28 protein-coding genes, 1 tRNA gene and 1 pseudogene are annotated in these 25,327 nt (G+C 66.6%); 25 read left to right on the top strand and 5 right to left on the bottom strand.

The genetic code is table 11. The annotated features are described in order from the left end of the window. Positions 1–44: 44 nt before the first annotated feature. On the bottom strand, positions 45–1,313 hold the full coding sequence (locus K4043_RS09525) for an MFS transporter (protein ID WP_123730387.1): 1,269 nt from the start codon (positions 1,311–1,313) through the stop codon (positions 45–47). A 204-nt stretch (positions 1,314–1,517) separates the two neighbouring features. Between K4043_RS09525 and K4043_RS09530 the strand changes: the two genes are divergently transcribed. Both K4043_RS09530 and K4043_RS09535 read left to right on the top strand, forming a co-directional pair. After that, positions 1,518–3,089, top strand: coding sequence for a hypothetical protein (locus tag K4043_RS09530; RefSeq protein ID WP_265309128.1), 1,572 nt, complete (start codon positions 1,518–1,520; stop codon positions 3,087–3,089). 52 nt (positions 3,090–3,141) lie between these two features. Continuing rightward, a complete protein-coding gene (locus tag K4043_RS09535) occupies positions 3,142–3,777 on the top strand; it encodes a hypothetical protein (protein ID WP_265309130.1) in 636 nt (211 codons plus the stop codon). Between the two features lie 48 nt (positions 3,778–3,825). Here K4043_RS09535 and K4043_RS09540 read toward each other — a convergent pair whose 3' ends face one another. Next, a complete protein-coding gene (locus tag K4043_RS09540) occupies positions 3,826–4,776 on the bottom strand; it encodes a DUF3011 domain-containing protein (RefSeq protein ID WP_265309131.1) in 951 nt (316 codons plus the stop codon). 171 nt (positions 4,777–4,947) lie between these two features. On the opposite strand from K4043_RS09540, the gene aspS reads away from it, so the two are divergent. The 20 genes and pseudogenes from aspS to K4043_RS09640 form a co-directional block, all read left to right on the top strand. After that, entirely contained in the window at positions 4,948–6,705 is a 1,758-nt protein-coding gene (gene aspS, locus K4043_RS09545) for an aspartate--tRNA ligase (RefSeq protein WP_123730390.1), read from the top strand. 128 nt (positions 6,706–6,833) lie between these two features. Further along, positions 6,834–7,367: a GNAT family N-acetyltransferase gene (locus K4043_RS09550; protein ID WP_265309132.1), complete on the top strand. Its 534-nt coding sequence runs from the start codon at positions 6,834–6,836 to the stop codon at positions 7,365–7,367. A gap of 109 nt (positions 7,368–7,476) precedes the next feature. After that, on the top strand, positions 7,477–8,109 hold the full coding sequence (locus K4043_RS09555) for an alpha/beta hydrolase (RefSeq protein WP_259259404.1): 633 nt from the start codon (positions 7,477–7,479) through the stop codon (positions 8,107–8,109). Between the two features lie 83 nt (positions 8,110–8,192). Continuing rightward, positions 8,193–8,924 (top strand): YebC/PmpR family DNA-binding transcriptional regulator, encoded by a 732-nt coding sequence (locus K4043_RS09560; RefSeq protein WP_123730392.1) that lies wholly within the window; start codon positions 8,193–8,195, stop codon positions 8,922–8,924. 96 nt (positions 8,925–9,020) lie between these two features. Next, a complete protein-coding gene (gene ruvC, locus K4043_RS09565) occupies positions 9,021–9,542 on the top strand; it encodes a crossover junction endodeoxyribonuclease RuvC (RefSeq protein ID WP_121039160.1) in 522 nt (173 codons plus the stop codon). 10 nt (positions 9,543–9,552) lie between these two features. Then, entirely contained in the window at positions 9,553–10,143 is a 591-nt protein-coding gene (gene ruvA / locus K4043_RS09570) for a Holliday junction branch migration protein RuvA (RefSeq protein WP_088433901.1), read from the top strand. Between the two features lie 128 nt (positions 10,144–10,271). Further along, positions 10,272–12,122 (top strand): potassium transporter Kup, encoded by a 1,851-nt coding sequence (locus K4043_RS09575; protein WP_184997297.1) that lies wholly within the window; start codon positions 10,272–10,274, stop codon positions 12,120–12,122. Positions 12,123–12,368: 246 nt separating this feature from the next. Further along, on the top strand, positions 12,369–13,409 hold the full coding sequence (gene ruvB / locus K4043_RS09580) for a Holliday junction branch migration DNA helicase RuvB (protein ID WP_123730394.1): 1,041 nt from the start codon (positions 12,369–12,371) through the stop codon (positions 13,407–13,409). Further along, positions 13,399–13,830, top strand: coding sequence for a tol-pal system-associated acyl-CoA thioesterase (ybgC, locus tag K4043_RS09585; RefSeq protein WP_123730395.1), 432 nt, complete (start codon positions 13,399–13,401; stop codon positions 13,828–13,830). The genes ruvB and ybgC overlap by 11 nt, the downstream gene beginning before the upstream one ends. A gap of 10 nt (positions 13,831–13,840) precedes the next feature. Further along, on the top strand, positions 13,841–14,620 hold the full coding sequence (tolQ, locus tag K4043_RS09590; RefSeq protein WP_121039143.1) for a protein TolQ: 780 nt from the start codon (positions 13,841–13,843) through the stop codon (positions 14,618–14,620). 23 nt (positions 14,621–14,643) lie between these two features. Further along, positions 14,644–15,072 carry a protein TolR gene (tolR, locus tag K4043_RS09595; RefSeq protein WP_123730396.1) on the top strand — a complete coding sequence of 143 codons (429 nt, stop codon included), beginning with the start codon at positions 14,644–14,646 and terminating at the stop codon, positions 15,070–15,072. Then, positions 15,062–16,120 carry a cell envelope integrity protein TolA gene (tolA, locus tag K4043_RS09600; RefSeq protein WP_123730397.1) on the top strand — a complete coding sequence of 353 codons (1,059 nt, stop codon included), beginning with the start codon at positions 15,062–15,064 and terminating at the stop codon, positions 16,118–16,120. Before tolR ends, tolA begins: the two co-directional genes overlap by 11 nt. Before the next feature lie 209 nt (positions 16,121–16,329). Next, positions 16,330–17,649 (top strand): Tol-Pal system beta propeller repeat protein TolB, encoded by a 1,320-nt coding sequence (gene tolB / locus K4043_RS09605; protein WP_123730398.1) that lies wholly within the window; start codon positions 16,330–16,332, stop codon positions 17,647–17,649. Between the two features lie 64 nt (positions 17,650–17,713). Further along, entirely contained in the window at positions 17,714–18,229 is a 516-nt protein-coding gene (gene pal / locus K4043_RS09610; RefSeq protein WP_121039134.1) for a peptidoglycan-associated lipoprotein Pal, read from the top strand. A gap of 3 nt (positions 18,230–18,232) precedes the next feature. Beyond that, the gene (gene ybgF, locus K4043_RS09615) at positions 18,233–19,039 is read left to right on the top strand and encodes a tol-pal system protein YbgF (RefSeq protein ID WP_123730399.1); all 807 of its coding nucleotides are present in this window, start codon (positions 18,233–18,235) and stop codon (positions 19,037–19,039) included. A 131-nt stretch (positions 19,040–19,170) separates the two neighbouring features. Further along, positions 19,171–19,869, top strand: a complete 699-nt coding sequence (queE, locus tag K4043_RS09620) for a 7-carboxy-7-deazaguanine synthase QueE (RefSeq protein ID WP_259259409.1) — start codon at positions 19,171–19,173, stop codon at positions 19,867–19,869. A 114-nt stretch (positions 19,870–19,983) separates the two neighbouring features. Then, positions 19,984–20,649: a 7-cyano-7-deazaguanine synthase QueC gene (gene queC / locus K4043_RS09625; RefSeq protein WP_265309138.1), complete on the top strand. Its 666-nt coding sequence runs from the start codon at positions 19,984–19,986 to the stop codon at positions 20,647–20,649. A gap of 72 nt (positions 20,650–20,721) precedes the next feature. Further along, a tRNA-Lys gene (locus tag K4043_RS09630) sits at positions 20,722–20,797 on the top strand. 98 nt (positions 20,798–20,895) lie between these two features. Next, positions 20,896–21,066: a hypothetical protein gene (locus tag K4043_RS09635; RefSeq protein ID WP_265309139.1), complete on the top strand. Its 171-nt coding sequence runs from the start codon at positions 20,896–20,898 to the stop codon at positions 21,064–21,066. A 15-nt stretch (positions 21,067–21,081) separates the two neighbouring features. Beyond that, positions 21,082–21,498 (top strand): annotated as a pseudogene (locus tag K4043_RS09640) (DUF922 domain-containing protein); the annotation flags it as partial. Between the two features lie 231 nt (positions 21,499–21,729). On the opposite strand, the gene K4043_RS09645 reads toward K4043_RS09640, so the two are convergent. After that, the gene (locus K4043_RS09645; protein ID WP_260232255.1) at positions 21,730–22,116 is read right to left on the bottom strand and encodes a DUF6713 family protein; all 387 of its coding nucleotides are present in this window, start codon (positions 22,114–22,116) and stop codon (positions 21,730–21,732) included. Between the two features lie 133 nt (positions 22,117–22,249). On the opposite strand from K4043_RS09645, the gene K4043_RS09650 reads away from it, so the two are divergent. Then, complete coding sequence (locus K4043_RS09650; RefSeq protein WP_265309140.1) at positions 22,250–22,720, top strand: PA2169 family four-helix-bundle protein; 471 nt, start codon at positions 22,250–22,252, stop codon at positions 22,718–22,720. 117 nt (positions 22,721–22,837) lie between these two features. Beyond that, positions 22,838–23,083 carry a hypothetical protein gene (locus K4043_RS09655; RefSeq protein ID WP_123730403.1) on the top strand — a complete coding sequence of 82 codons (246 nt, stop codon included), beginning with the start codon at positions 22,838–22,840 and terminating at the stop codon, positions 23,081–23,083. Between the two features lie 90 nt (positions 23,084–23,173). Here the strand turns inward: K4043_RS09655 and K4043_RS09660 are convergent, their stop codons facing one another. Together K4043_RS09660 and K4043_RS09665 are read right to left on the bottom strand one after the other, a co-directional pair. Further along, positions 23,174–23,341, bottom strand: coding sequence for a hypothetical protein (locus K4043_RS09660; protein ID WP_265309141.1), 168 nt, complete (start codon positions 23,339–23,341; stop codon positions 23,174–23,176). A gap of 202 nt (positions 23,342–23,543) precedes the next feature. After that, the gene (locus K4043_RS09665; protein WP_265309142.1) at positions 23,544–24,302 is read right to left on the bottom strand and encodes a hypothetical protein; all 759 of its coding nucleotides are present in this window, start codon (positions 24,300–24,302) and stop codon (positions 23,544–23,546) included. Positions 24,303–24,631: 329 nt separating this feature from the next. Between K4043_RS09665 and K4043_RS09670 the strand changes: the two genes are divergently transcribed. Next, a complete protein-coding gene (locus K4043_RS09670) occupies positions 24,632–25,315 on the top strand; it encodes a lysozyme inhibitor LprI family protein (RefSeq protein WP_265309143.1) in 684 nt (227 codons plus the stop codon). The last annotated feature ends 12 nt before the right edge of the window (positions 25,316–25,327 follow it).

Here is a 25,327-nt window from a genome sequence, read left to right on the forward strand (position 1 = left end):
CGGCGGTGTACGGGTTGGAGTGAGGGAGGTCGGTGTCGAAACAGTCAATGCACTTCCTTATCGGAGTCAGAGGGGAGGGGAGTATCGGGATCCGGCGGCGCGGTGTCGGTCTCCGGCATCAGCTCCAGCGCTGAAGGCGTGGTGCGCAGCATCAGCCGGAAGCCGACCGGATGCGTGCGCAGGCGCTGGAAGCTGAGCAGGCGCGCGGTGGTGAACAGCGCCAGCAGCATCAGGACCACCGCGAAGTACAGCGGCAGTGCCGGCGCGCCGAAGCGCTGCATGGCCGCACCGGCCAACGCAGGGCCGAGCGCGGCGCCCACGCCATGCACCAGCAGCAGGCTGGAGCAGCCCGAAAGCAGATCTTCGCGCGGCAGGTAGTCGAGCATGTGCGCCACCGCGAACGGATACAGCGCGAAGGCCAGCCCGCCGTAGAAGAAGAACAGGCCGAACACCAGATGGGTCTGCACCTGGATCATCGGCAGCGAGGCCACCACGGCGATACCCGCTGCGGCCAGGCTCAGGGCGACCAGCCCGGTGCGCCGGTCATGCCCATCGCTGATGTGGCCCAGCGGCCACTGCAGCAATGCACCGCCGGCGATGGCGGTGAGCATGAACAAGGCCACGCCGTTGCCGTCCAGGCCGATCTCGCCGGCATACACCGGCAGCAGGCCCCAGAACGCGCCCATCGCCAGGCCGGACAGACCGGCGGCCACGGTCGCCACCGGTGCCATCGCATACAGACGCGCCAGTTTCAGACGCGGCACCGAGGGGATCTCGGGCGGGCGCAGACGCGTTGCGGTGACCGGCAGTACCGCCGCGCAGACCAGGATCGCGGTGAGCATGAACATCGAGGTCGCGCCGGCATCGCCGAGCATCAGCAGCACCTGGCCGAGCGCCAGCGCGGAGAGATTGACCACCATGTACAGCGAGAAAGCGCGGCTGCGCAGGCGCGGGTCAGGCTCGGCGTTGAGCCAGCTCTCGATCACCGTGTACAGGCCCACCAGCGCGATGCCGGTGATGATGCGCAGCACGCCCCAGCCCACCGGATTGATCCACAGCGGGTGCACCAGCACCGCAATGGCGGCGAGGGCGGCAAAGAAGGCGAACGCACGGATATGGCCGATGCGGCCGATCAGCGAGGGCGCGAAGAACGTGCCGATGAAGAAGCCGGCAAAATAGCCGGACATCACCAAGCCCAGGGTGCCTGCGCCGAAGCCGGCTTCGCCACCGCGCACCGCCAGCAACGTACCGAGCAGGCCGCTGCCGGTGAGCAGCAGCGCCACGCCGGCAAGCAGGGCGGTCAGCCGCCACATGCGGGCGGTCTCGGTGGAAATGAAAAAACTAACACGTGAACAACCCTAACATAGCCCGCTTGAAGGTCCTGTCAGCGCAGGTGCGAATGGCTTGCGCTGTCGGGGTGAAGGCTGGAAACTCCGCGGGCTGCGCGCGGCGGTTGGCTGCGCGCGATCATTTCGTTCATTGCCCGGGATCCGGGTGTTTCAACAGGAGTAGCAGGTGTGATCCAGGACGTCGATACGAAGCGCAGCCTCTTGCCGGGGAAGATTCTGTTGTACTTTGCCGCCGTGATGCTGGTGGCGCTGCTCTGCTATGGCTGGTCGATGCCGCCGGTGGATGCATCCGGTTTCCGCCAGACCCAGACCGCCTTGTCGATTGACTGGATCGCCCGCGGCTTCCCGGTGTTCAGCTACATCACCCCGGTGATCGGCGCGCCGTGGTCGATTCCGTTCGAGTTCCCGCTGTACCAGTGGTTGGCGGCGATGCTGTCCAACGCCACCGGGATGGGCATCGACAACAGCGCCCGGTTGGTGTCGGCGTTGTTCCATGTCGGCTGCATCGTGATGGTGTACCGCGTGACCCTGGCGATCCGGCCGGAGCGTGCGCTGGCGCTGTGCATCGCTGGTGCCTTCGCGGCATCGCCGTATGCGCTGTTCTGGGGCCGCTCGGTGATGATCGAATCCACGGCGGTGTTCTTCGGGCTGGTGTTCGTCTGGGCGCTGGCGCGGCTGCGGGCGGCGCCGCTGGATTACCCACGCCTGTTCGGATTGGGTCTGGTCGCCGTGATCGCGGCGGTGCTGTCGGCCTTGGTCAAGGTCACGACATTCTTTGCGTTTGCCGCCTTTGTTGCACTGGCAGTTGCGTGGCTGGCCGTGCGCGAGCACGGTTGGCGTCCGCAGTGGCTGGCCCGGCACTGGCCGCTGTTGGCCTGGGGCGCGCTGTCGGCGGTGGCCGTGCTGGCCGTGATGACCCAATGGCTCTCGCATGCCGATGCGCTGAAGGCGCAATCGCCGCTGGCGCATGAGGTGACCTCGAGCGCGTTGTCGGCGTGGAACTACGGCACGCTGCAGCAGAAGCTGGATCCGGCCACCTGGTGGGGCACGGTGTTCAAGAAGCGCTTCAGCGGCGCGGTCGGGTCGAACTGGGTGTTCCTGATCTTGCTGGTCGTGGGGCTGTGCGCGCGACCGATCCGCGGCGCGGTGTTGTTGCTGGTGGTGGCCTATCTGGCGCCGGTGGCGGTGTTCACCAACCTGCACATCGCCCACCCGTACTACCAGGCGGCCAACATCGTGTTCGCCACCTCGATCGTGGGCCTGGTGGTGTGGTGGAGCATCCAGCGCGCGCAGCTCAGCGGCAAGACGGCCCGCCCGATCTGGCTGGTCGGCCTGGTGTGCCTGTTGTCCTTCGGCAACCTGGCAGGCAACTACGCCAAGCGGATGCGGGAGGCGCGCGAACCGGGCGAGGTGGCGCAGATCGCGGCGCTGATCAAATCGGGCACGCAGGCGCAAAGCGTCATCGTCGGCTTTGGACAGGACTGGTCGTCCGAGCTGCCGTACTTCGCCGGTCGGCGCGCGGTGATGGTGCCCGACTGGGCCCCGACCACCGCGTTGGCCTCGATGGCCGGTTCGGACGCCGCGCTGGGTGACTTCCCGCTGGGTGCATTGGTGGATTGCCCCAATGGGATCGGCAGCGATCCTGCCCGCAGCGCGTACCACCAGCAGATCATCGCGCGCTACAGCGCCGGCGCCACCGCCCAGACCGTCGGGCACTGCCAGGTCTGGCTGCACCGCTGAGGACGGCCCGCCCCGGTTTGCACGCGCCGTGCGGGGCCGTTAGGGTGGGGGCATGAATGCTTCCGCCCTCGTTCCCGCTGTTCTCGTGCTGGCTTTGGCCGGCTGTTCCCCTCAACCCGATGCGGTCTCGCACGACATCGCCAATGCGCCGTCCGATGCCTTCATGTCGGCCGTGGCCGCGCACTGCGGCAAGGCCTTTGAAGGCCGCATCGCGGTCAACGAGCCAAAGACCGATGCGCCCGATCCCTTCGAGGGCAAGCGGCTGGTGATGCATGTGCGGGGCTGTGAGGATCCGGCGCATGAGCTGCGGATTCCCTTCCATGTCGGTGATGATCATTCACGTACCTGGGTGCTGACCCGTACCGAAAACGGGGTGCGCCTCAAGCATGATCACCGCCACGAAGACGGCAGCCCTGACGCGGTCACGATGTACGGTGGAGACAGCAAACCGCCCGGCACTGCGGAGCGGCAGTCGTTCCCGGTGGATTCGGACTCGGTGGCGATGTTCCGCAAGGCGGACATGCTTGCCTCGGTGCAGAACACCTGGGCGATGGACGTGGAGCCGGATCAGCGCTTCGTCTACGAGTTGACTCGCCCGGGCGGGCGCCACTTCCAGGTGGTGTTCGATCTGAGCAAACCGGTGGCCCTGCCGCCGCCGCCGTGGGGCAGTGAGACGCCCGCGCCGTAACGTTCAAGGGTGCCGACCAACGGTCGGCACCGACCCATAACGGGGCGCTCAGCGTGCGCCGAAGCGGGCGCGGCATCCGCCGCTGACCCACAGGCTGCCATTGCTGTAGCCCCAGCTGCGGCCCTCCACGCACGCCGTGCCCGACAGCTGCTGTACCAGTGCGGGGCGCCCCTGGCGGTCGTCCCAGGCGCAGGTCTGCTGGCGCTTGTCGTTGCTGCTGCAGGTCACGCTGTAGTTGCTGTTGCCGCCGGGGCCGCCCCAGTTGCCGCCGCTGTTGCCCCGCGCTTCGGCGAATTCGCCGCGGCAGCCCCGGTTGACCCAGACTGCGCCATTGCGCACGCCCCAGGTCTGGCCTTCGACGCAGGCCGAGCCCGAGATCTGGCGGACCAGGGTGGCGTTGCGCCAGCCGGTGTTGCAGGTGCGCTCGCGGTTGTCCTGGCTCTCGCAGCGGATCGTCGCGCCGGTGCCGCCACCGCCGCCCCAGTTGCCGCCATTGCCACGGCCCTCGACGAATTCGGCCCGGCAACCGCCGCTGACCCAGACCGTGCCATTGCGCGAGCCCCAGTTGCGGCCCTCGGTGCAGGTGGTACCGGAGAGCTGCCGTGCCAGCTGCGCGCTGCGCCAGCCGGTGTTGCAGCTGCGCTCGCGGTTGTCCTGGCTCTCACAGCGGACCGTGCCGTTGTTGCCAGGCCCGTTGCCGCCGCCATTCCAGTTGCCGCCGCCGTTGCCGCGCAACGAGGTGGCGATGTCCTGCTTGATGCGGGAGAAGCTCCAGCCCGAGTTGACCTGGGCCAGGTAGAAACGCAGTTGGTCATCCGGGATCCGGCGGCCATTGGACTGGTCGGCATATTCCTGGGTGATGACCCGGCTGCGGTCGGAGGAGGACAGCTGCGACAGATTTTCCGGGGCATAGGCCCGGGTACTCATCTGGGCGTGCAGGGCCGGGGCCATACAGGCCAGGGCGAGGGTGAGGCAGACGGTGCTCAGACGGCGTTGCATGGCGACATCCCCGTGCGGTCGTTGGTGCGCGGACTATAGGAATGCCCCCGGTTCACAACGCGTGATGCCGGGCCGTGGCGCCCGGATTTGCCCCGCCGGGCTGGCGGCCGCAGAATAACGGGCTTTCCGGCGCAGCTTGGCGCCGGCACTCTCCTGCGGAGCTTTACCCCCATGCGTACCCACTTCTGTGGCCTGGTCGACGAGACCCTGATTGGCCAAACCGTAACCCTCGCCGGCTGGACCGACGTTGCCCGCAACCAGGGGGGCGTGGTCTTCATCGATCTGCGTGATCATGAAGGCATCGTGCAGGTGACGGTGGAAGTCGACAACGCGGCCGTGTTCGCCGTGGCCGCCAGCCTGGGCTACGAGGACGTGCTGCAGGTGGAAGGCGTGGTGCGCGCGCGCCATGCGGCCAACGACAAGCTCCGCACCGGCAACGTGGAAGTGATCGCCACGGCCATCACCATCCTCAACAAGGCCGAGCCGCTGCCGTTCCACGCGCACGAGAACCCGGGCGAAGAAACCCGCCTGAAGTACCGTTACCTGGATCTGCGCCGCCCGGAAATGCAGCGCATGCAGCGCACCCGCATCAAGCTGGTGCAGGCCCTGCGCCGCCACCTGGACGCCACCGGCTTCCAGGACATCGAAACCCCGATCCTGACCAAGGCCACCCCGGAAGGCGCCCGCGACTTCCTGGTGCCGGCGCGCATGCACCCGGGCGAGTTCTACGCCCTGCCGCAGAGCCCGCAGCTGTTCAAGCAGATCCTGATGGTGGCCGGCTTCGACCGTTACTACCAGATCGCGCGCTGCTTCCGCGATGAAGCTCTGCGTGCCGACCGCCAGCTGGAATTCACCCAGCTGGACATGGAGTTCGCCTTCGTGCGCGAGCGCGACGTGCAGGATTTCGTGGAAACCATGATCCGTGCCATCTTCAAGGAAGTGGTCGATGTGGAGCTGGCCGCCAGCTTCCCGCGCATGACCTGGGCCGAGGCGATGCGTCGCTATGGCTCGGACAAGCCGGACCTGCGCATCGCGCTGGAGTTGGTGGACGTGGCCGAGCTGGTCAAGACCAGCGAGTTCCCGGTCTTCACTGCCGCCGCCAACGATGCCGACGGCCGCGTGGCCGCGCTGCGCATCCCGGGCGGTGCCAGCCTGTCGCGCAAGCAGATCGACGACTACGCCGCGCATGCCGCCAAGTACGGCGCCAAGGGCCTGGCCTACATCAAGATCAGCGAGAGCGGCGAAGTCAGCTCGCCGATCGCCAAGTTCTTCAGCGAAGAGGCCTTCGCCGCGCTGGTCGCCCAGGTGGGCGCCGGTAACGGCGACATCGTGTTCTTCGGCGCCGGTGGCTATAACAAGGTCTCCGACTTCATGGGCGCCCTGCGCCTGAAGGCCGGCAAGGATTTCAACCTGGTCGCCGCCGGCTGGGCACCGCTGTGGGTCACCGATTTCCCGATGTTCGAGTACGACGACGAAGCCCAGCGCTACGTTGCCCTGCATCACCCCTTCACCGCACCGGCAGTGGATGACATCGCCGATCTGCGCGCCAACGCCAAGACCGCCGTATCGCGCGGCTATGACATGGTGCTCAACGGCAACGAGATCGGCGGCGGTTCGATCCGTATCCACCGCTCGGACATGCAGAGCGCGGTGTTCGACCTGCTGGGCATCGGTGCCGAAGAGGCCGAGGGCAAGTTCGGCTTCCTGCTCGACGCGCTGCGTTTCGGCGCACCGCCGCACGGTGGCATCGCCTTCGGTATCGACCGTATCGCCGCACTGATGGCCGGTACCGAGTCGATCCGCGACGTCATCCCGTTCCCGAAGACCACCGGCGCGCAGTGCCTGATGACCGGTGCCCCGTCGCCGATCCCGGACGAGCAGCTGGCCGAAGTGCACGTCCAGGTCCGTCCGCGCGCGGTCAAGGAATAAGCCGGTACACGCCGGCCATCTGTCGGCGTGGGGTGCGGCAGGTACCGGCAGGAGGTCGGTGCCGGGCCGCGCCATCACCGCAGCGTTCAGGTAAATTGGCGGCTCCCGCCGATGCCGATGCTCCCGCCGTGACCCCAGGCCGTTACACCATCCGCCGCGCCACCCCGGACGATGCCCAGACCCTGTCGGTGCTGGCCGCCCGTACCTTCGTGGAAACCTTCGGTCCCCTGTACCCGCCGGACGATCTGCAGGCCTTCCTCGATGAGGCGTACCCGGCGCAGCGCCAGCGCATCATCCTCGAACACCCCGATTACGCGGTCTGGCTGCTGGAGCTGGACGGTGTTGCCGTGGGCCACGCCGCTGCCGGCCCCTGCGGGCTGCCGCACGAGCAGGTGCAGCCCGGCGATGGCGAACTCAAGCGCCTGTACCTGATCAAGGACCAGCAGAGCTGTGGCTGGGGCAGTCGCCTGTTCGAAACCGCGCTGACCTGGCTGGAACGCGAGGGCCCGCGCACGGTGTGGCTGGGGGTGTGGTCGGAGAACTTCGGCGCGCAGCGCTTCTACGCCCGCTACGGCTTCAGCAAGGTCGGCACCTACGAGTTCCCGGTCGGCAAGGTGCGCGACCTGGAGTTCATCCTGCGCCGTCCGCCAACGGCCGCCTGAGCGCGATCCTGAAGGGCCCAGGCGGCTTCACCTGCCGTTGTCCGGTCCATTCGTCTAATGACGCTGTTTCCTTCTGCAGGCGCCCCGCCCAACGGGCTAGGCTGACACCATGAATCCCCCTGTTTTACTGCTGCATGGCATCTGGAATGCGCGCGCGTGGGTCGGCCCGCTGGCCTGGCGTCTGCGTGCCCGTGGCTTCGCCGTGGATACCTTCGGGTATTCCAGTGTGTTCGGGGGGCCGGAGGTCGCGGTGCCGCAACTGCTGGAGCGGCTCAAGGACAGCGGCCCGGTCTCGCTGGTCGGGCACAGCCTGGGCGGACTGGTCGCGCTGGAGGCGCTGCGGCGCGCGCCGGAGCTGCCGGTCTCGCGGGTGGTCTGCCTCGGTTCGCCGCTGCGCGGCAGCGTGACCGCCCGTTCCCTGAGCGATCACGGCTGGTCACTGGCGCTGGGACGCAGCTCTGAACTGCTGCTCGATGGCCTTCCGGCCTGGGAGGGCAGGGCGCAGGTCGGCCTGATCGCCGGCTCCGTCCCGCACGGGCTGGGCAGCCTGCTGGGCGCCTGTGGCGATGCCTCCGATGGCACCGTGGCGCTGGATGAGACGCAGTTGCCCGGTCTGGCCGACCACTGCGTGATCCCGGCCAGCCACAGCGGGTTGGTATTTTCGCCGGATGCCGCGCGCCAGACCGCTGCTTTCCTTCGCGATGGCCGGTTCCGCCGGGACGACGCGGCCCACGCCGCCTGATCGGGCCCGGCACTGACACGGGCAGGCCGACGGATCAGGTAGAATTCGCGCCCTGTTCCTGACAGAAACACGAGAGTCACCCCATGGGTAGAGGCCCCTCCATCGAGAACCGCAAAAACGCGTCTGACGCGAAGCGCGGCAAGATTTTCACCAAGATCATCCGCGAGATCGGCGTTGCCGCGCGCGGCGGTGGAGGCGACCCCAACAACAACCCGCGCCTGCGGGTGGCCATGGACAAGGGCCTGTCCTCGAACATGTCCAAGGACGTGATCGAGCGCGCCATCAAGAAGGCGACCGGTGAGCTGGAAGGCGTCGAATACGAAGAGATCCGCTACGAGGGCTATGCCCCCGGTGGCGTGGCCGTGATCGTGGACTGCCTGACCGACAACCGCGTGCGCACCGTGGCCGATGTCCGCCATGCGTTCAGCAAGTGCGGCGGCAACATGGGCACGGAAGGCTCGGTGTCGTTCATGTTCAAGCGCCTGGGCGTGCTGCACTTCGCGGCCGGCGCGGACGAAGAAGCCGTCACCGAAGCGGCGATCGAGGCCGGCGCGGACGACATCGTGGTCTACCCGGAAGACGGGGCGATCGACGTGGTCACCGCGGCCGACAGCTATCACGCCGTCAAGGATGCGATGGAGGCCGCCGGGTTCACCCCGGACCACGCCGAAATCACCTACCGTGCCGACAACGACATCAAGGTCGAAGGCGACACCGCCTTGCAGGTCAAGAAGCTGCTGGACATGCTCGAAGACCTGGACGACGTGCAGGACGTGTTCTCCAACGCCGAACTCGGCGCGGACGCCTACGCCTGAGCGGGCGCTTCACCGGTCGCTTTGCGCGACCGGTGAGCGGACAATGCGGACCATGATGACTCCAGCCGTTCCCTGTTATCCCCGTGCGTGTGCCGCATGACCCGCATTCTCGGCATCGACCCCGGCTCGCAGCGCACCGGGGTCGGCATAATTGATGTGGACGCCGCCGGCAAGGTGGTGCATGTGCATCACCTGCCGCTGGTGCTGCTGGGCGCGGACGACTTTCCGCAGCGCATGAAGCTGCTGGTGGTCGGTCTGACCGCCCTGGTCGAGGAGTACCGCCCCGACGAAGTGGCCATCGAAAAGGTGTTCATGGCGCGCAACCCCGATTCGGCCTTGAAGCTGGGCCAGGCGCGCGGCGCCGCCATCTCGGCCGTGGTGATGCGTGACCTGCCGGTCAGCGAGTACGCCGCCACCGAGATCAAGCTGGCCGTGGTCGGCCGCGGTGGCGCGGAAAAACAACAGGTCCAACACATGGTCGGGCTCATGCTCAACCTGAAAACCAAGCTGCAGGCCGACGCTGCCGATGCGTTGGCCGTGGCGATCACCCACGCCCATGTCCGGGCGACGGCGCTGCGCCTGGGCGTCAATGCGCGCCAGGCCTGGAGCCGGAAATGAGGAACACTGCATGATTGGTCGTCTGCGCGGGATCGTGGCCTACAAGGCGCCGCCTTGGCTGATGGTGGACGTCAATGGCGTCGGCTACGAGCTGGAGGCGCCGATGAGCACCTTCTACGATCTGCCCGAGCTGGGCCGCGAGGTCACCTTGTTCACCCATTACGCGCAGAAGGAAGACAGCGTCTCGCTGTACGGCTTCCTGCGCGAGGGCGAGCGGCGCCTGTTCCGCGATGTGCAGAAGGTCAGCGGGATCGGCGCCAAGATTGCGCTGGCCGTGCTCTCCGGCGTCAGCGTGGACGAGTTCGCGCGCATGCTGCAGGCCGGTGACATCACCGCGCTGACCCGGATTCCGGGCATCGGCAAGAAGACCGCCGAGCGCATGGTGCTGGAGCTGCGCGACCGCGCGGCCAACTTCGGTGGCGGCGGCGCGCCGATCGCCGGTGCCGCACCGGCCACCGATCCGGTCTCCGAGGCGACCGTGGCCCTGCAGCAGCTGGGTTACAAGCCGACCGAGGCCGCGCGCATGGCACGCGATGCCAACGCCGAGGGCGACGATGTCGCCACGGTCATCCGCAAGGCCCTGCAGGCCGCGCTGCGCTGAGCCGCGCGCCTGCCTTTCCCTAGCTACCGACACCACCGACCGCGTCCGCCCGGAGCCCCATGTCCACCACTTCTTCCCAGCACAGCGATGGCCCGTCCCCGCACGGGCACGCGCCGGCCGCCGGTGGCATGGCGCTGATGATCGGCGCCATCGGCGTGGTGTTCGGCGATATCGGCACCAGCCCGCTGTACACGCTGAAAGAAGCGTTCTCCCCGCACTACGGGCTCAACAGCGACCATGACACCGTGCTGGGCGTGCTGTCGCTGGCGTTCTGGGCACTGAACATCGTGGTCACCCTCAAGTACGTCACCATCATCATGCGTGCCGACAATGAGGGCGAGGGCGGCATCATGGCGTTGATGGCGCTGACCCAGCGCACGCTGCGCAACGGCTCGCGCTCGGCCTACGTGGTGGGCATCCTGGGCATCTTCGGTGCCTCGCTGTTCTTCGGTGATGGCGTGATTACCCCGGCCATCTCGGTGCTGGGCGCGGTGGAAGGCCTGGAGGTCGCGGCCCCGGGGCTGCATGCGTTCATCGTGCCGATCACGGTGGTGGTGCTGCTGGCGGTGTTTGCCGTGCAGCGCTTCGGGACCGAGAAGATCGGCAAGCTGTTCGGTCCGATCACCTCGATCTGGTTCATCTCGTTGGCCGCGATCGGCATCTACAACATCGTCGATGCGCCCGAGGTGCTCAAGGCGTTCAACCCGATGTGGGCGCTGCGCTTCTTCATGGAGCATGGCTGGCACGGCATCTTCATCCTCGGCGCGGTGGTGCTGGCCGTGACCGGCGGCGAGGCGCTGTACGCAGACATGGGCCACTTTGGCGCCAAGCCGATCCGCCACGCCTGGTACTTCTTCGTGCTGCCGTGCCTGGTGCTGAACTACCTGGGGCAGGGCGCGCTGGTGCTCAACAACCCCGAGGCGGTCAAGAACCCGTTCTTCGAAGCGGTGCCGGACTGGGCGCTGTACCCGATGATCATCCTGGCCACGATGGCCGCGGTGATCGCCTCGCAGTCGGTGATCACCGGTGCGTTCTCGGTGTCGCGGCAGGCCATGCAGCTGGGCTACATCCCACGCATGCGCATCACCCACACCTCGCACGACACCATCGGCCAGATCTACATCCCGGGCATCAACTGGGGCATCGCGGTGATGGTGATCGGGCTGGTGCTGGCGTTCCGCAGCTCCTCCAACCTGGCCGTGGCCTACGGCATTTCGGTCTCGGCGACGATGCTGATCGATACCCTGCTGCTGGCCCTGGTGGCCCGCGCGCTGTGGCCGACCTCGCGCTACTGGATCATTCCGCTGTGCGCGGTGTTCTTCGTGATCGATCTGGGCTTTGTGATCGCCAATGGCGCCAAGCTGCTGCAGGGCGCGTGGTTCCCGGTGGTGCTGGGCATCGTGCTGTTCACCATGATGCGCACCTGGCGCCGTGGCCGCGAGCTGCTGCGCGATGAAATCCGCAAGGACGGCATCCGGATCGACACCTTCCTGCCGGGCCTGATGCTGGCCCCGCCGGTGCGGGTGCCAGGCACTGCCGTGTTCCTGACCGCCGATCCCTCGGTGGCCCCGCACGCGCTGATGCACAACCTCAAGCACAACAAGGTGCTGCATGAGCGCAACGTGTTCCTGCACGTGGTGACCCTGCCGGTGCCGTACGCGCCCTCTGGCCAGCGCCTGAAGATCGAATCGGTGGGCGACGAGTTCTACCGGATCTACGTGAAGTTCGGCTTCATGGAGACCCCGGACGTGCCGCTGGCGCTGATGCGTTCGTGCGACCACGGCGGGATCTACTTCGATCCGATGGACACCACGTTCTTCGCCAGCCGCGAGACCATCGTGGCCACCGCCAACCGCGGCATGCCGATCTGGCGCGACAAGCTGTTCGCGCTGATGCACCGGAACGCCGCGCCGGCGACCGGGTTCTTCCGGATTCCGGGTAATCGGCTTGTGGAGCTGGGGGCCCAGGTAGAGATTTGACGCGTCAAATCTCTACCTGGGCTTCGCCCCACGGTTTGCTCCGCAAATCGTGGGCCCCGGCGGCATTCCACCTTATCCCCGCGCCTTCGGCGCGTCCCCTTGAACAACAAGGGGGCTCTTCCTCCGATGCGATCCCGGTAGTGCCGGCCGCTGGCCGTCTCCTCATGACATCTGCATCTCGCGGAGCCGGCCAGCGGCCGGCACTACCGGGCGCGGATCGCGCCGCTTTTGCCGCATAATTGCCGAATGACCGACGACCGCATCATCGCCGCCGGTGCCACCCGCGAAGACGAGGGCACCGACGCCAGCATCCGCCCCAAGCGCATGGCCGATTACCTCGGTCAGGCCCCTGTGCGCGAGCAGCTGTCGATCTACATCGAGGCGACCAAGGCCCGTGGCGACGCGCTCGACCACGTGCTGATCTTCGGGCCGCCGGGCCTGGGCAAGACCACGTTGAGCCATGTGATCGCCAATGAGCTGGGGGTCGCGCTGCGCGTCACCTCCGGGCCGGTGATCGAAAAAGCCGGTGACCTGGCCGCGCTGCTGACCAATCTGCAGCCGCACGATGTGCTGTTCATCGATGAAATCCACCGCCTCTCGCCGGTCGTGGAAGAAGTGCTGTACCCGGCGATGGAAGATTTCCAGATCGACATCATGATCGGCGAGGGCCCTGCGGCCCGCTCGATCAAGATCGATCTGCCGCCGTTCACCCTGATCGGCGCGACCACCCGCGCGGGCCTGCTGACCGCGCCGCTGCGCGACCGCTTCGGCATCGTGCACCGGCTGGAGTTCTATACGCCGGAAGAGCTGACGAAGATCGTCCGGCGTTCGGCCAGCATCCTCAACATCGATTGCACCGCCGAAGGCGCGGCCGAGATCGCGCGGCGCTCGCGCGGCACCCCGCGTATCGCCAACCGGCTGCTGCGCCGCGTGCGCGATTTCGCCCAGGTGAAGGCCGCCGGCCACATCGACCAGGACGTCGCCCAGGCGGCGATGCAGATGCTGAAGGTCGACCCGGAGGGCTTCGACGAGCTCGATCGGCGGCTGCTGCGGACCATGGTCGATTACTTCGACGGTGGCCCGGTCGGCATCGAGTCGCTGGCGGCCGCCCTGTCCGAAGAACGTGGCACGCTGGAGGATGTGGTCGAGCCGTACCTGATCCAGCAGGGCTTCCTGATCCGCACCGCGCGGGGCCGGATGTGCACGCACAAGGCCTACCGGCACATGGGGTTGAAGCCGAAAAACCCGCCGGCCGACCTGTTCGCGGAGATTCCGGATGTCGGTTGATCCCCGATTCAGTTGGCCGACACGCATTTACTGGGAAGATACCGACGCTGGCGGGGTCGTGTACCACGCCCGCTACGTGGCCTTCATGGAACGGGCGCGCACCGAATGGATGCGGGCGCTGGGGTATGGTCAGGAGCGCATGCGCTGCGACCATGGCCTGGTGTTCGCGGTGCGCAGCATGTCCATGGATTTCCTCAAGCCGGCGCGTCTGGATGATGCGTTGGCGGTCACCGCCACGCTGGTGCAGTGCAAGCGCGCCAGCATGGTGTTCGCCCAGGCGGTCCATCGGGGCGATGAGACACTGCTGACCGCGCAGGTGAAGATCGCCGCGCTCGATGCAACCACCTTCAAACCGCGTGGCATGGACGATGCACTGCATGCCGCGCTGAAACACCTCGAATTTCCAGAATCCGCACACTGAGGAACAACGGATGATCGCAATGCTCCTGGCCCTGCAGGCCACGGTGACCGAAGCGCTGCCGCAGGAAGTCACCAGCGCCGCGGCACAGACTGTCGCCCAAGCCGCGCATGGCGGTGGCATCAATTACCTGGACCTGATGATCAAGGCCAGCATCCCGGTGAAGATCATCGTGCTGCTGTTGCTGGCCGGCTCGTTCATCAGCTGGGTGATCATCTTCCGCAAGGCGCGCGTGTTCAACGCCGCCAACCGCGAGGCCGATGAGTTCGAAAGCCGCTTCTGGTCCGGCGCGGACCTGGGCAAGCTGTACAGCTCGGCGACCGACCGCAACCGCAAGGTCGGCGGCCTGGAAGCGATCTTTGAAGCCGGCTTCCGCGAGTTCACCCGCCTGCGCGACAAGCGTCGCCTGGACGGCCGTGCGCAGCTTGAAGGCGCCCAGCGCGCCATGCGTACCACCTACACCCGTGAAGTGGACCAGATGGAACGCAGCCTGGAGTTGCTGGCCAATATCGGCTCGACCGCCCCGTACGTGGGCCTGGTCGGCACCGTGTTCGGCATCATGGTGACCATGCACGACATGATCAACAGCGGTGAGCAGGCCGGTATCGCCTCGGTGGCCCCGGGCATCTCCGAAGCCCTGTTCGCCACCGCGATCGGCCTGTTCGTGGCGATCCCGGCGGTGTGGGCCTACAACCGCTTCACCACGCGCGTGGAGCGCATGTCGGTCCGCTTTGAAACCTTCGCAGAAGAGTTCAGCTCGATCCTGCAGCGTCAGACCGCGGGCGACGAGTAAGCGCCCAGCACAGGAGTCCTGCCATGACCGCAGCCATTGGCCGCCGCAAGCGCCGAAAGCTCAAATCCGAAATCAACGTCGTGCCGTACATCGACGTCATGCTGGTGCTGCTCATCATCTTCATGGTGACCGCGCCGCTGCTCACGCTGAGTTTTGAAGTGGATCTGCCGACCTCCCAGGCCAAGGCACTGGAAAGCAAGCAGGATCCGGTGGTCGTGTCCGTCCGCCTGGATGGCCAGCTCAGCCTCAAGCTGCCCGAGGCCAAGGACCCCGAGCCGATGGACGCTGACCGGCTGCAGGCCCAGCTGTCCGCACTGTCCTCGCAGGACAAGAACCTGCGCGTGATCGTCGCCGCCGACAGGGCGGTGGCGTATGAAAAGGTGGTCGCGGCCATGGACGTGATCAAGCGCGCCAACGTGGAAAAGGTGGGCCTGGCGACCGATGCACACTGAAGCCCTGCCACCGCAGCGCGCACGGGATGAAGAGTGGGGCCTGCCGGTCGCGCTGGCGCTCGGCGTCCACCTGCTGCTGGCACTGATCTTCATCGCCGCCTGGTTGTGGTCGCCGCAACGCACGACCGAAGCGGCCGCCGGCGATCCGGCGATCGAAGCCAGCCTGCAGCTGTCCGCCTCCGAGGCATCGGCCGCGCGCCAGGCCTTGCGTGCCTCCGAAGCGCTGCCGGACCTGCCCGAGCCGGTCGCCGAGCCCGAACCGGTGCCGGAAGATACCGTCCCGCCACCGCAGCCGATTGAGGAGCCGCGCCCTCAGGATGCCCCCACGCCGCAGCAGCAACAGGCGCAGGAGCGCATTGCCCAGCCCGACACGGTTGATCAGGAGGCGGTCAACGCCTTGGCGATCTCGGCTGAGAAGGCCAAGCAGGAGCAGGAGGCCAAGCGCCGTCAGGAACAGATCGACCTGACCGAGCGCAAGCGCCAGGACCAGGCCGAGCAGAAACTGCGCCTGGCCAAGCAGCAGGAAGAGGCCGAGAAGAAGAAGCTGGCCGAGCAGGAACAGAAGGCCAACGATGCCAAGGCCGATGCCGAGCGCGACAAGAAGCTCGCCGAAATCCGTCGCAAACGTGCCCAGGCCGAGAACGAAGCCAAGCTGGCCGAGCAGAAGCTGCGCCAGGTCTCGGCGGCACGCGCGGCCAATGCCTCGGCGTCGACCTCCGGCGCCACTGGTACGGCCAAGCCGGCCGCCGGTGCCGGTGGAACCAGCGACGACCTGGGCGCCAAGTACGCTGCGGCGATCCAGCAGAAGGTATCCGCGCAGTGGACCCGGCCGGACACGGTCCCGCTTGGGCAGCGCTGCCAGGTGTCGATCAACCAGATCCCCGGGGGGCAGGTCATCCAGGCCAAGGTCAGCGGGAACTGCCCGTTCGATGAGGCCGGCCGCCGCTCGATCGAGGCGGCCGTGTTGAATGCCCAGCCGTTGCCGTACCGTGGTTTCGAGTCGGTGTTCGCGCCCACGATCAACTTCACCTTCACCGCCCAGGATTGATGCCGGGCGGTGCAGGGATCGGCTTGAAGACCGCCACTGAATGCGTGGCGATGCGGCTCCACGCCTCGAACTGAGACCTGGTCGTTAACGGCCTGTGAGTTTCGTGCGGCCGGTGACTCGGAATTCACACTGCCTTGGTTCATGATTGCGAAACTGTTCACCGCCGTCCTGTTATCCCTCGTTCTGGTTTCCTCCCTATTGAGCGCTCCATGAAAAAAATGCCTCGTTGGCTTGCCGTTGTTGCGGCCCTGTTGTTGCCCTTCGCTGCCGTGGCGCAGCAGAAGGGGCTGGATATCGACATCATTGGCGGCAACGCCTCCGCCACGCCTATCACCGTTGTCCCCATGCCTTACCAGGGCTCGGCCGGTGCACCGCAGACCGATGTGGCCGCCGTGGTACGCGCCGACCTGGACCGTTCGGGCCAGTTCCGCAATCTGCCGGAAGCCCAGATCGTCGAAAAGCCGACCCGTGGCAGCGAGATCCAGTTCGCGACCTGGCGTGCGCTCAAGCAGAACTACGTCGTGGTTGGGCGCGTGATGGACGCCGGTGCGGGCGCCTACCGCGTCGAGTACGAGCTGTACGACGTGCCCAAGGGCGAGCGCCTGCTCGGCCTGGCGATGACCGCCCGCGGCAACGCGATGCGCGATGTCGCCCACCAGATGGCCGATGCCATCTACGAAAAGATCACGGGTGTGCGCGGTGCCTTCTGGACCCGCATTGCCTATGTCACCGCCAGCGGCAAGGGCGACGCCATGCGCTATGCGCTGATGGTGGCCGACTCGGATGGCTTCAATCCGCAGACCATCGTCCGTTCGGCCGAGCCGCTGCTGTCGCCGAGCTGGAGCCCGGACGGCAACAAGCTGGCCTACGTGAGCTTCGAGCGTGGCAACTCGGCGATCTACATCCAGAACATCTCCAGCGGCGCCCGTGAGCTGGTGACCAGCTTCCGCGGCATCAACAGCGCGCCCTCGTTCTCCCCGGACGGCCGCCGCCTGGCGCTGTCGCTGTCGCGCAGCGGCAACCCGGAGATCTACGTGATGGACCTGGGCAGCAAGCAGCTGACCCAGCTGACCAACCACTTCGCCATCGATACCGAGCCGACCTGGAGCGCAGACGGTTCCAACGTCTATTTCACCTCCGACCGTGGTGGCCGCCCGCAGATCTACCAGGTGGCGTCCAGCGGCGGCAGTGCCTCGCGCGTGACCTTCCAGGGCAATTACAACGCCACCCCGAGCCTGTCCTATGACGGCAAGAAGCTGGTGGTTGCCCAGGGCAGCGGCAACACCTACAAGATCGCGATGATGGACAGCAGCACCGGCTCGGCCCGCTGGAGCACGCTGTCGCCAGGATCGCTGGATGAATCGCCGAGCTTCGCGCCCAACGCGAGCATGGTGTTGTACGCCGCCCGTGAGGGTGGCCGTGGCGTGTTGTATGCCGTATCGGCCGATGCGCGCGTGCGCCAGCGACTGGTGTTGGCGGATGGCGACGTTCGTGAGCCTTCTTGGTCGCCATACCGTACAAAGCGCTAACAGAGTGTTAAGATTTCTCCGTATTCATCCCTCATCCGGCTTTAGGAGCCTCAAAGGTATCGCCATGAACAAGACCACCCGCGTTCTGCTTGTCTCCCTGTTGTCCGTGGCCGCCCTGGCCGGTTGTTCCAAGAAGGTCAAGGAAGTGCCGGCTGCCCCGGTTGATACCGGCAGCACCACCGCTCCGACCGGCCCGTCGACCTCGGGCCTGTACGGTCCGGGTGATCTGGATACCGATTCCTGCCTGCGCCAGCGCGTGGTGTACTTCGATCTGGACCAGGACAGCGTCAAGCCGGAGTTCCAGGCCATCATGGCGTGCCACGCCAAGTACCTGCGTGACCGTCCGTCCTCGCGCATGACCCTGCAGGGCCACACCGATGAGCGCGGTTCGCGCGCTTACAACCAGGCTCTGGGCGAGCGTCGTGGCAACGGCGTGTCCTCGGCACTGCAGGCCAACGGTGGCTCGGCTTCGCAGCTGACCGTCGTGTCCTACGGTGAAGAGCGCCCGGTCTGCACCGAGTCGGGCGAGTCCTGCTGGTCGCAGAACCGTCGCGTCGAGATCGTGTACACGGCTCAGTAATAGATGCGCTTTCGATTTCTATCGATGATCGTTGCGGCAGCCCTCGTGGCTGCCGCACCGGCCAATGCGCAGCGGCAGAGTCTGGCCGACCGCGTCGGCGCGCTTGAGCAGCAGGCGAACAACAACCAGTCCAACATGGACATGCTCAATCAGCTGAATCAGCTGCGTACCCAGTTGCAGGCCCTGCAGTCGCAGGTCGAGCAGCTGCAGCACGACAATGAGCAGCTCAAGCAGACCGCCAAAGACCAGTATCTGTATCTGGACAGCCGCCTGAACCGCCTGGAAGGTGGAGCCCCCGTGCTTCCCGCCGCCCCGGCCGCAGCCGCGCCTGCCCCCGCAGCACCCCCGAAACCGGCAACGGCCGCTTCCGAGCGGCCACCTACCGTGCACGGCGATGCCGGCAGCCTTGCTGCCAGTGGCGACGAACGCACCGCCTACAACGTCGCCTTCGATTCGCTCAAGGCCGGCAAGTACGACGACTCGGCGCAGCTGTTCCTGAGCTTCCTCGAGTTGTACCCCAACGGCGTCTATACCCCCAACGCGCTGTACTGGTTGGGCGAGAGCTATTACGCCACCCGCAATTTCCCGCTGGCTGAGGCGCAGTTCCGCGACCTCATCTCGCGCTACCCGACCCACGACAAGGCGTCCGGTGGCCTGCTCAAGATCGGCCTTTCCCAGTATGGCGAAGGCAAGGTCGACCAGGCCCAGGCGACCCTCGAACAGGTCGTGTCCACGTATCCCGGCTCCGACGCCGCGCGCACCGCGCAGGACCGTCTGCAGTCGATCCGGCTGGGTCAGCAGATCCGCTGAACCCGCCCCGGGCCGCTGTCGCGGCCGGGCCCGGTATACTGATGGATCGCCAACCGGGCGCTGCCCGGTCCCCGTGCCGGGCCATGCCCGGCTGTTGTCGTTTCCGAAGCCGTCCCCCAAGAATCACCGCCATGACCACGACCCTGTCCGCTGCCGCCGCACTCCCCAGTGAGATCGTGCAGTCCCCGCTGCCGCGACTGAAGATCACCGAGATCTTCCTGTCCCTGCAGGGCGAAGCCGATACCGCCGGCTGGCCGACCGTGTTCGTGCGCCTCACCGGCTGCCCGCTGCGCTGCACCTATTGCGATACCGCCTACGCCTTCCACGGCGGCACCTGGTGGGACATCGACGCGATCGTGGACGAGGTGCTCGCCCAGGGCGTCCACCACGTCTGCGTGACCGGTGGCGAGCCGCTGGCGCAGAAGCGCTGCCTGGTGCTGTTGGAGAAGCTCTGCGACGCCGGCCTGGACGTCTCGCTGGAAACCTCCGGCGCGCTGGATGTCAGCGCCGTCGATCCGCGCGTGTCGCGCGTGGTCGACCTGAAAACCCCCGGCTCCGGCGAAATGGCCCGCAACCGCCTGGAGAACCTGCCGCTGCTGACCAAGCGCGACCAGATCAAGTTCGTCCTGTGCAGCCGCGAGGATTACGAATGGGCCCGCGGCATGGTCCGCGAGCACCGCCTCAACGAGCGCAGCATGGTGCTGTTCTCGCCGAGCAAGAGTGAGGTCAGCCCGCGTGAGCTGGCCGACTGGATCGTGGCCGACCGCCTGCCGGTGCGCTTCCAGATGCAGCTGCACAAGCTGTTGTGGAATGACGAGCCCGGGAGGTAATGCCGGCTGCAGTGCTACGGCGCTGCGCTTGCCATCGACCACGCCCCACCATCAGTAAAGACGTCCGGCGCGGGACAGCGTGCTGGTTCCCCGCAAACCACCGGAAACTCCCCCATGAAAAAAGCAGTCGTCCTCCTGTCCGGCGGCATGGACTCCGCCGCCGTCGTTGCCATCGCCCGCGAGCAGGGTTTTGCCGTCCACGCCCTGAGCGTGCGCTACGGCCAGCGTCACACCTCCGAACTCGACGCCGCCGCCGCCGTCGCCAGCGCGCTCGGCGCGGTCGCCCACAAGACCGTCAATGTCGATCTGCGCAGCATCGGTGGCTCGGCCCTGACCGATGACATCGACGTCCCGGAAGCGGGCGGCGAGGGCATCCCGGTCACGTATGTGCCGGCACGCAATACGATCATGCTGTCCGTCGCGCTGGGCTGGGCCGAAGTGCTGGGCGCCAACGACATCTTCTGCGGCGTCAACGCGGTGGACTACTCCGGCTACCCGGATTGCCGCCCCGAGTTCATCCAGGCCTTCCAGGCGCTGGCGAACCTGGCCACCAAGGCCGGCGTGGAAGGGGCGGGCATCCAGGTCCATGCACCGCTGCAGTTCCTGAGCAAGGCCGACATCGTGCGTGAGGGCGTCCGGCTGGGCGTGGACTTCGGCCTGACCGTATCCTGCTACAACGCCGACGACCTGGGCCGCGCCTGCGGGCATTGCGATGCCTGCCGCCTGCGTGCGCAGGGTTTCACGGATGCCGGCGTGCCGGACCCGACCCACTACGTGTGATGCTGGACGGGTACGCATGAGCGCCAAGATGCGTTAGAATGCGCACCCCCGGCGTCACGTCGGGGATGCAATGGGCCGTTAGCTCAGTTGGTAGAGCAGAAGACTTTTAATCTTTTGGTCGATGGTTCGAATCCATCACGGCCCACCACTGCATCCATGATGAAGGCGACCGCGAGGTCGCCTTTTTCATGTCTCCGGTTCTGCCCGGATCGCATGAAGCCCCCCTCCCTCCGCATGGAACGCGTCGTGAGCAACCACTTCCCACATCCCCCGTCTGCCTCCCGTCGTCGCGCGATCCTGCATGGCGCTGCAATGGCCCTTGCCCTGATCGCCCTGGATGCGGGGGCCGCGCAGGATCTGACGATCACCTACTACGACGTGCAGGGCGGCAACCTGCAGGAACTGCGCGCGTCCTAGAATGCGCGCGGGCCCGTCGGCAAGGACGGCGCGCGCCATCACGGCCACGTGGACTGGCAAGTTGGCTGGAACTACGACTACGCCCCGCGAGGGGGCGGCTGCAGAATCGGCAAGCTGCGCGTGGATGTGAGGGCCACCATGGTGCTGCCGCGCTGGACCGCCGCCGATACAGCGCCTGCGTCGCTGCAACAGGAGTGGGCGCGCTACAGCCAGGCGTTGCGGGTGCACGAAGACGGCCATGCAGCCCATCCCGGTCAAGCTGCCGAGGAAATCCAGCGGCGGTTCGCGGCAGTTGGCGGTGGGATGCGCTGCCCGCAGCTCGGTGAGGAACTCAACCGTATCGGGCAAGCGGTTCTCGATGAATACGCCGCGCGCGATAAACAGTACGACGACACCACCGAACATGGTGCCACGCAGGGTGCGCGTCTCTAGCCCGTAGGAATTCTCACAGCCTCATGCGCGTTTCCCCGACGCCCAGCGAGGAAGTGACCGATGCCCACGGATGGCTCCCACGCGCACGCTACCCCTCCAGACCTTGAGCGCCGCAGGCCCGTTTCCGTGTGATGCGGTGGGTACACGGCGGGTCGATGCGGGGCGGCGGCATGGCAATGGGAATGGATGTTCTGCAGACGGCACTCGTCTTTGCGACGGTGCTGGCCGCTTTCACCGGGTTGCAGTCCGCGTGGCGGTACGTATCGAGCGCAGCAACCAAAGCGCCGAGACCAGACAGGTGAGAATGACCGCCATCGACAACGGCAGGTGGAAGGCGCGATGCCCGAACGCGGCAAAGCCAACGTGGATGGCGAACGTGGCCAGGCCCAGCGCGGCGCAGAGGAGCGCGTAACCGCGCGCCTTGCTGGTTTGCAGCACCACATGTCGGTAGCCGACCAGCAGGATGCCCACTGCGATCAGATTGAACACCACGAAGCCCTGAACGCCGCCGGGTAGCAGGAACATCTCCCACTCGCGCCAGAAGGCGGCATCGATCTGATGGAGGATCAGGGCGAGCAGGGTGGAGAAGTAGCTTCGTTCCATGCGCAGCGCGGCCATCAACACTGCGGATCCTGCAGCGGCCGTAGTGTAGCGGGCGATCGATCCCCCCTCACACAATCCTCCCCCACGCAGGCGCAGGATCAAACGGTAACGGGCCACAGTGGGATCTGCGATTCCACGGAGCGGTGTCATGAATACCGACAATAACGGCCAAGCGGTACGCGGGCTCAATCAGATCATCAGCATTGCGCGCGATGGTCACGGCATATACGCCAGGGCCGTCGCGGGCGTGCAGGTAACGGATCCGACGTTGAGCGCGCTGATGATGCGCATGGCCGCGTCCAAGACCAAGGTCGTCACGGAGGTCACCACGCTGGTGCGTCGCGCTGGCGGACAGCCGGCACTGCATGGGACGCTCGGAGGGCATGTGCGCGGTGGGTTCGGGTGGTTCGGTGCGGTGCTCGGCGATGCCGGCATCCAGTACGTGAGCGAGAGCCATGCGGCCGAAGCCCGTCTGGTTCGCGCGATGGAAGCCACCGTCCACCACCACGCACTGTCCGGGCAGGCACGCCGCACCCTCGGCAACCTGCTGCGGGAGACGCGGCTGTGCTGGGACGATATGCGCCAGCAGCTGGCCACGCTGCGCGAGCGTGATCCCTGATTCATCCGCCTGGCGCAGTTGCCGCCACGGCAACGCGACGGCCGGCGTCCGCCGCCGTCATCACAGATCAAGAAGAAGGCGTGCGCACACCAGTGCAGGCCGACACGGAGACACACCATGAACATCGTATTGCAAGACGCCACCGGGCGACGATTGCGTCTGGGCGGATCATGCCTGGTGGAAGATGGCGTGCTGTATTACCGCCGGATGATGCTGGTGGCGATCGGGGAAGGCGTTCGCCTCGCACCCTCGGTGCTGGACGTGATCAACGCGTCTGTCGCAGGCAGTGCGTGGGTATTGGACGATGACGTGCCGACCGGCGTCATGACGAGCCTCGAGCTGTCCCTACACGCGATGCGGTGATGGCGTTGCTGCGAGCCAGGTAAACCTGTCAGGGCTGCGCGGTTGCGCAGCCCCACCCTGTAACAGAGGGAATCCAGTAGCAGAGGAAACTTACTTCTGCTGCGGCTTGTTGCCAGCATCAGGCGCTTTCTTGGTGTCCTGTTCCTGCTTCTGCTGCTGCTTGGCCTGTGCGTCCTTGCGTTCCTGGTCGGACTGCGGCGCGTTCGGGGCGTTGGCCGCATTCTTCACGTTGTTTTCGTTGTTCTGCATGTTGGACATGGGTGACTCCAAGGCGACGTGATGTCGCAGCACCATCGTGGACCTGCCGCTGTTACTCGAGGGTCGCACTGGGATGAGCATCGGGTCAGGGTAGTCTCATGACCAAGTGCTACACCGCGTGGGTGTGACCACCCACGACGCTGCTGGTCCACAACGTCCCTTCATCCGAGGCGCCGAGTTGGTGGACGCGGCCGTCGATGTATCAGAATTGGCAGAGTGTCCCGCAATGGTCGGTGCTGAACCCGGCAATGGCCTGCTGCAGGAGCGCAACGTCGCTTGGGTCCACCTGTTCCAGCGCTTCCTTCAACGCGTCGCGCACCGGCTGCCGTTGCGCGGGCTGCAGCATCTGCGCGTAAGGCGCTGCCGTCTCCGCCAGCGCACGAACCAGGGTCCGCTTCAGCGTGCTGCCCGCCGCCTGGGCACGCATCACCTCCAGCATCTCCAGATACTGGCGTTGCGCATTGCGGCGAAGGGTGTCGGTGCCGCCCGGTCCCAGACCGGCAAGCTCTGCGGGCGTTGCAACGGTCAGCCACGCATCCACCAGTGGCTGCATCCGTGCACCGCACTGCAGCAGGTACGGCAGCAGCAGGCCCAGCTGTGCCTGGAAGCGCTCGGCGTTGTGGTTGCCTTGGCGGGCCTGCTCGCCGGAATGGAGGAGCACGGCTGCTGGCATCGCACCCATGCCGAACTGCATCAACCGGGTGGACAGCGTTACGCCGTACTGGCACGCGTTGGTCAGCAGACCCAGGTCCGCCGTCGCGTAGTCCGGCGCCAGGACGTCGGTCTTGTTGGTCACCGCCGCCAGCAGTTGCATGGCGCGTGGGCTGTCGAGCTGCTCCGGTGCCTTGTCGGCGTCGGCTTGCTGCAGCAGTTGCAGGTAATCGCGCGTGGCTTCGTACTGCGCCATGAACTGCGGCGGTATGTCATCGGCACGTGCGGGTGAGGCGACCAGAAACAACACGAGGAGGGCCGCGCCCAGCGGTCTCTGGGCAGGCGCACGCGCCGGCCATGCCAGTCGTCGCGTGAGAGAAGAAAACGGGCTGCCACTCATCCGGAGCATGGTCCTTGGATCGATTCGGGCATGGAGCGTAGGTGACCCGGGGCAGGGCGGCAACCCGGTGCGCAGCATGCGTCGCCGGGGCATCCTGCGGGTGCGCGGCAATCGGTTGTCCTCGAATGACGGTGAGCAGAGATGCAGGCGTGGCCCACGAGCGGTCTGCCTGTGCACACCGCAGAACCGCTTACGGGGGCACAATAGCCAGTCATTCGTTGATCGATGTTGGAGGTGCCATGAACCGTTTCGTCCTGCTGGGTGTGGGGGCGCTTGCGCTCGCGGCCTGTTCCAAGCCGGCGCCGTCCGATACCGCGACTCCGGCAGAGCCTGCCGCGCCGGCCACGTCGGCCCCCGCTGCCAGCGCGCCCGCCGCCCCCGCCAGCCCGACCCTGCAGCCGCCGTCGTTCGATTGCGCCAAGGCGCAGTCCGAGGCGGAGACGCTGGTGTGCGGCGACGCGCGCCTGGCCGCGCTGGATCGCCAGCTGGCCGCGCTCTACAAGCGGGTGCAGACCAGCCCGGACGAGCTGGACATCGCGGCCGAACAGCGGGGCTGGATCAAGGGGCGTGATGCCTGTTCGCGCGCGGTGGATCCGCACCGTTGTCTCGTGGAGTCCTATCAGACCCGGCTGGTCGAGCTGACCATCAATGGCGGCGGCATCCAGGTACCCGCGACGGTGGAGTACCGCTGTGATGACAACAGCAAGCCGGTGACCGCCGTGTTCTACAACGATATCGACCCGACCGCGGCCGTGGTCAGCTGGGGCAGGGATCAGGCCATCGTGTTCCCGGTGCCGGTCACCAAGGACGACAACAACGGCGGTCGCTGGGGGCGCGAAGGTGTCGACCTGCGCACCCACAACGACCAGACCACGCTGGAGTTCTACGGCACCACCCTGCAGTGCCAGCTCGCCAGGGGATGACGATCACCGCCG

The sequence above is a fragment of the Stenotrophomonas sp. SRS1 genome, assembly GCF_026130205.1.
GTDB lineage: Bacteria > Pseudomonadota > Gammaproteobacteria > Xanthomonadales > Xanthomonadaceae > Stenotrophomonas > Stenotrophomonas rhizophila_B.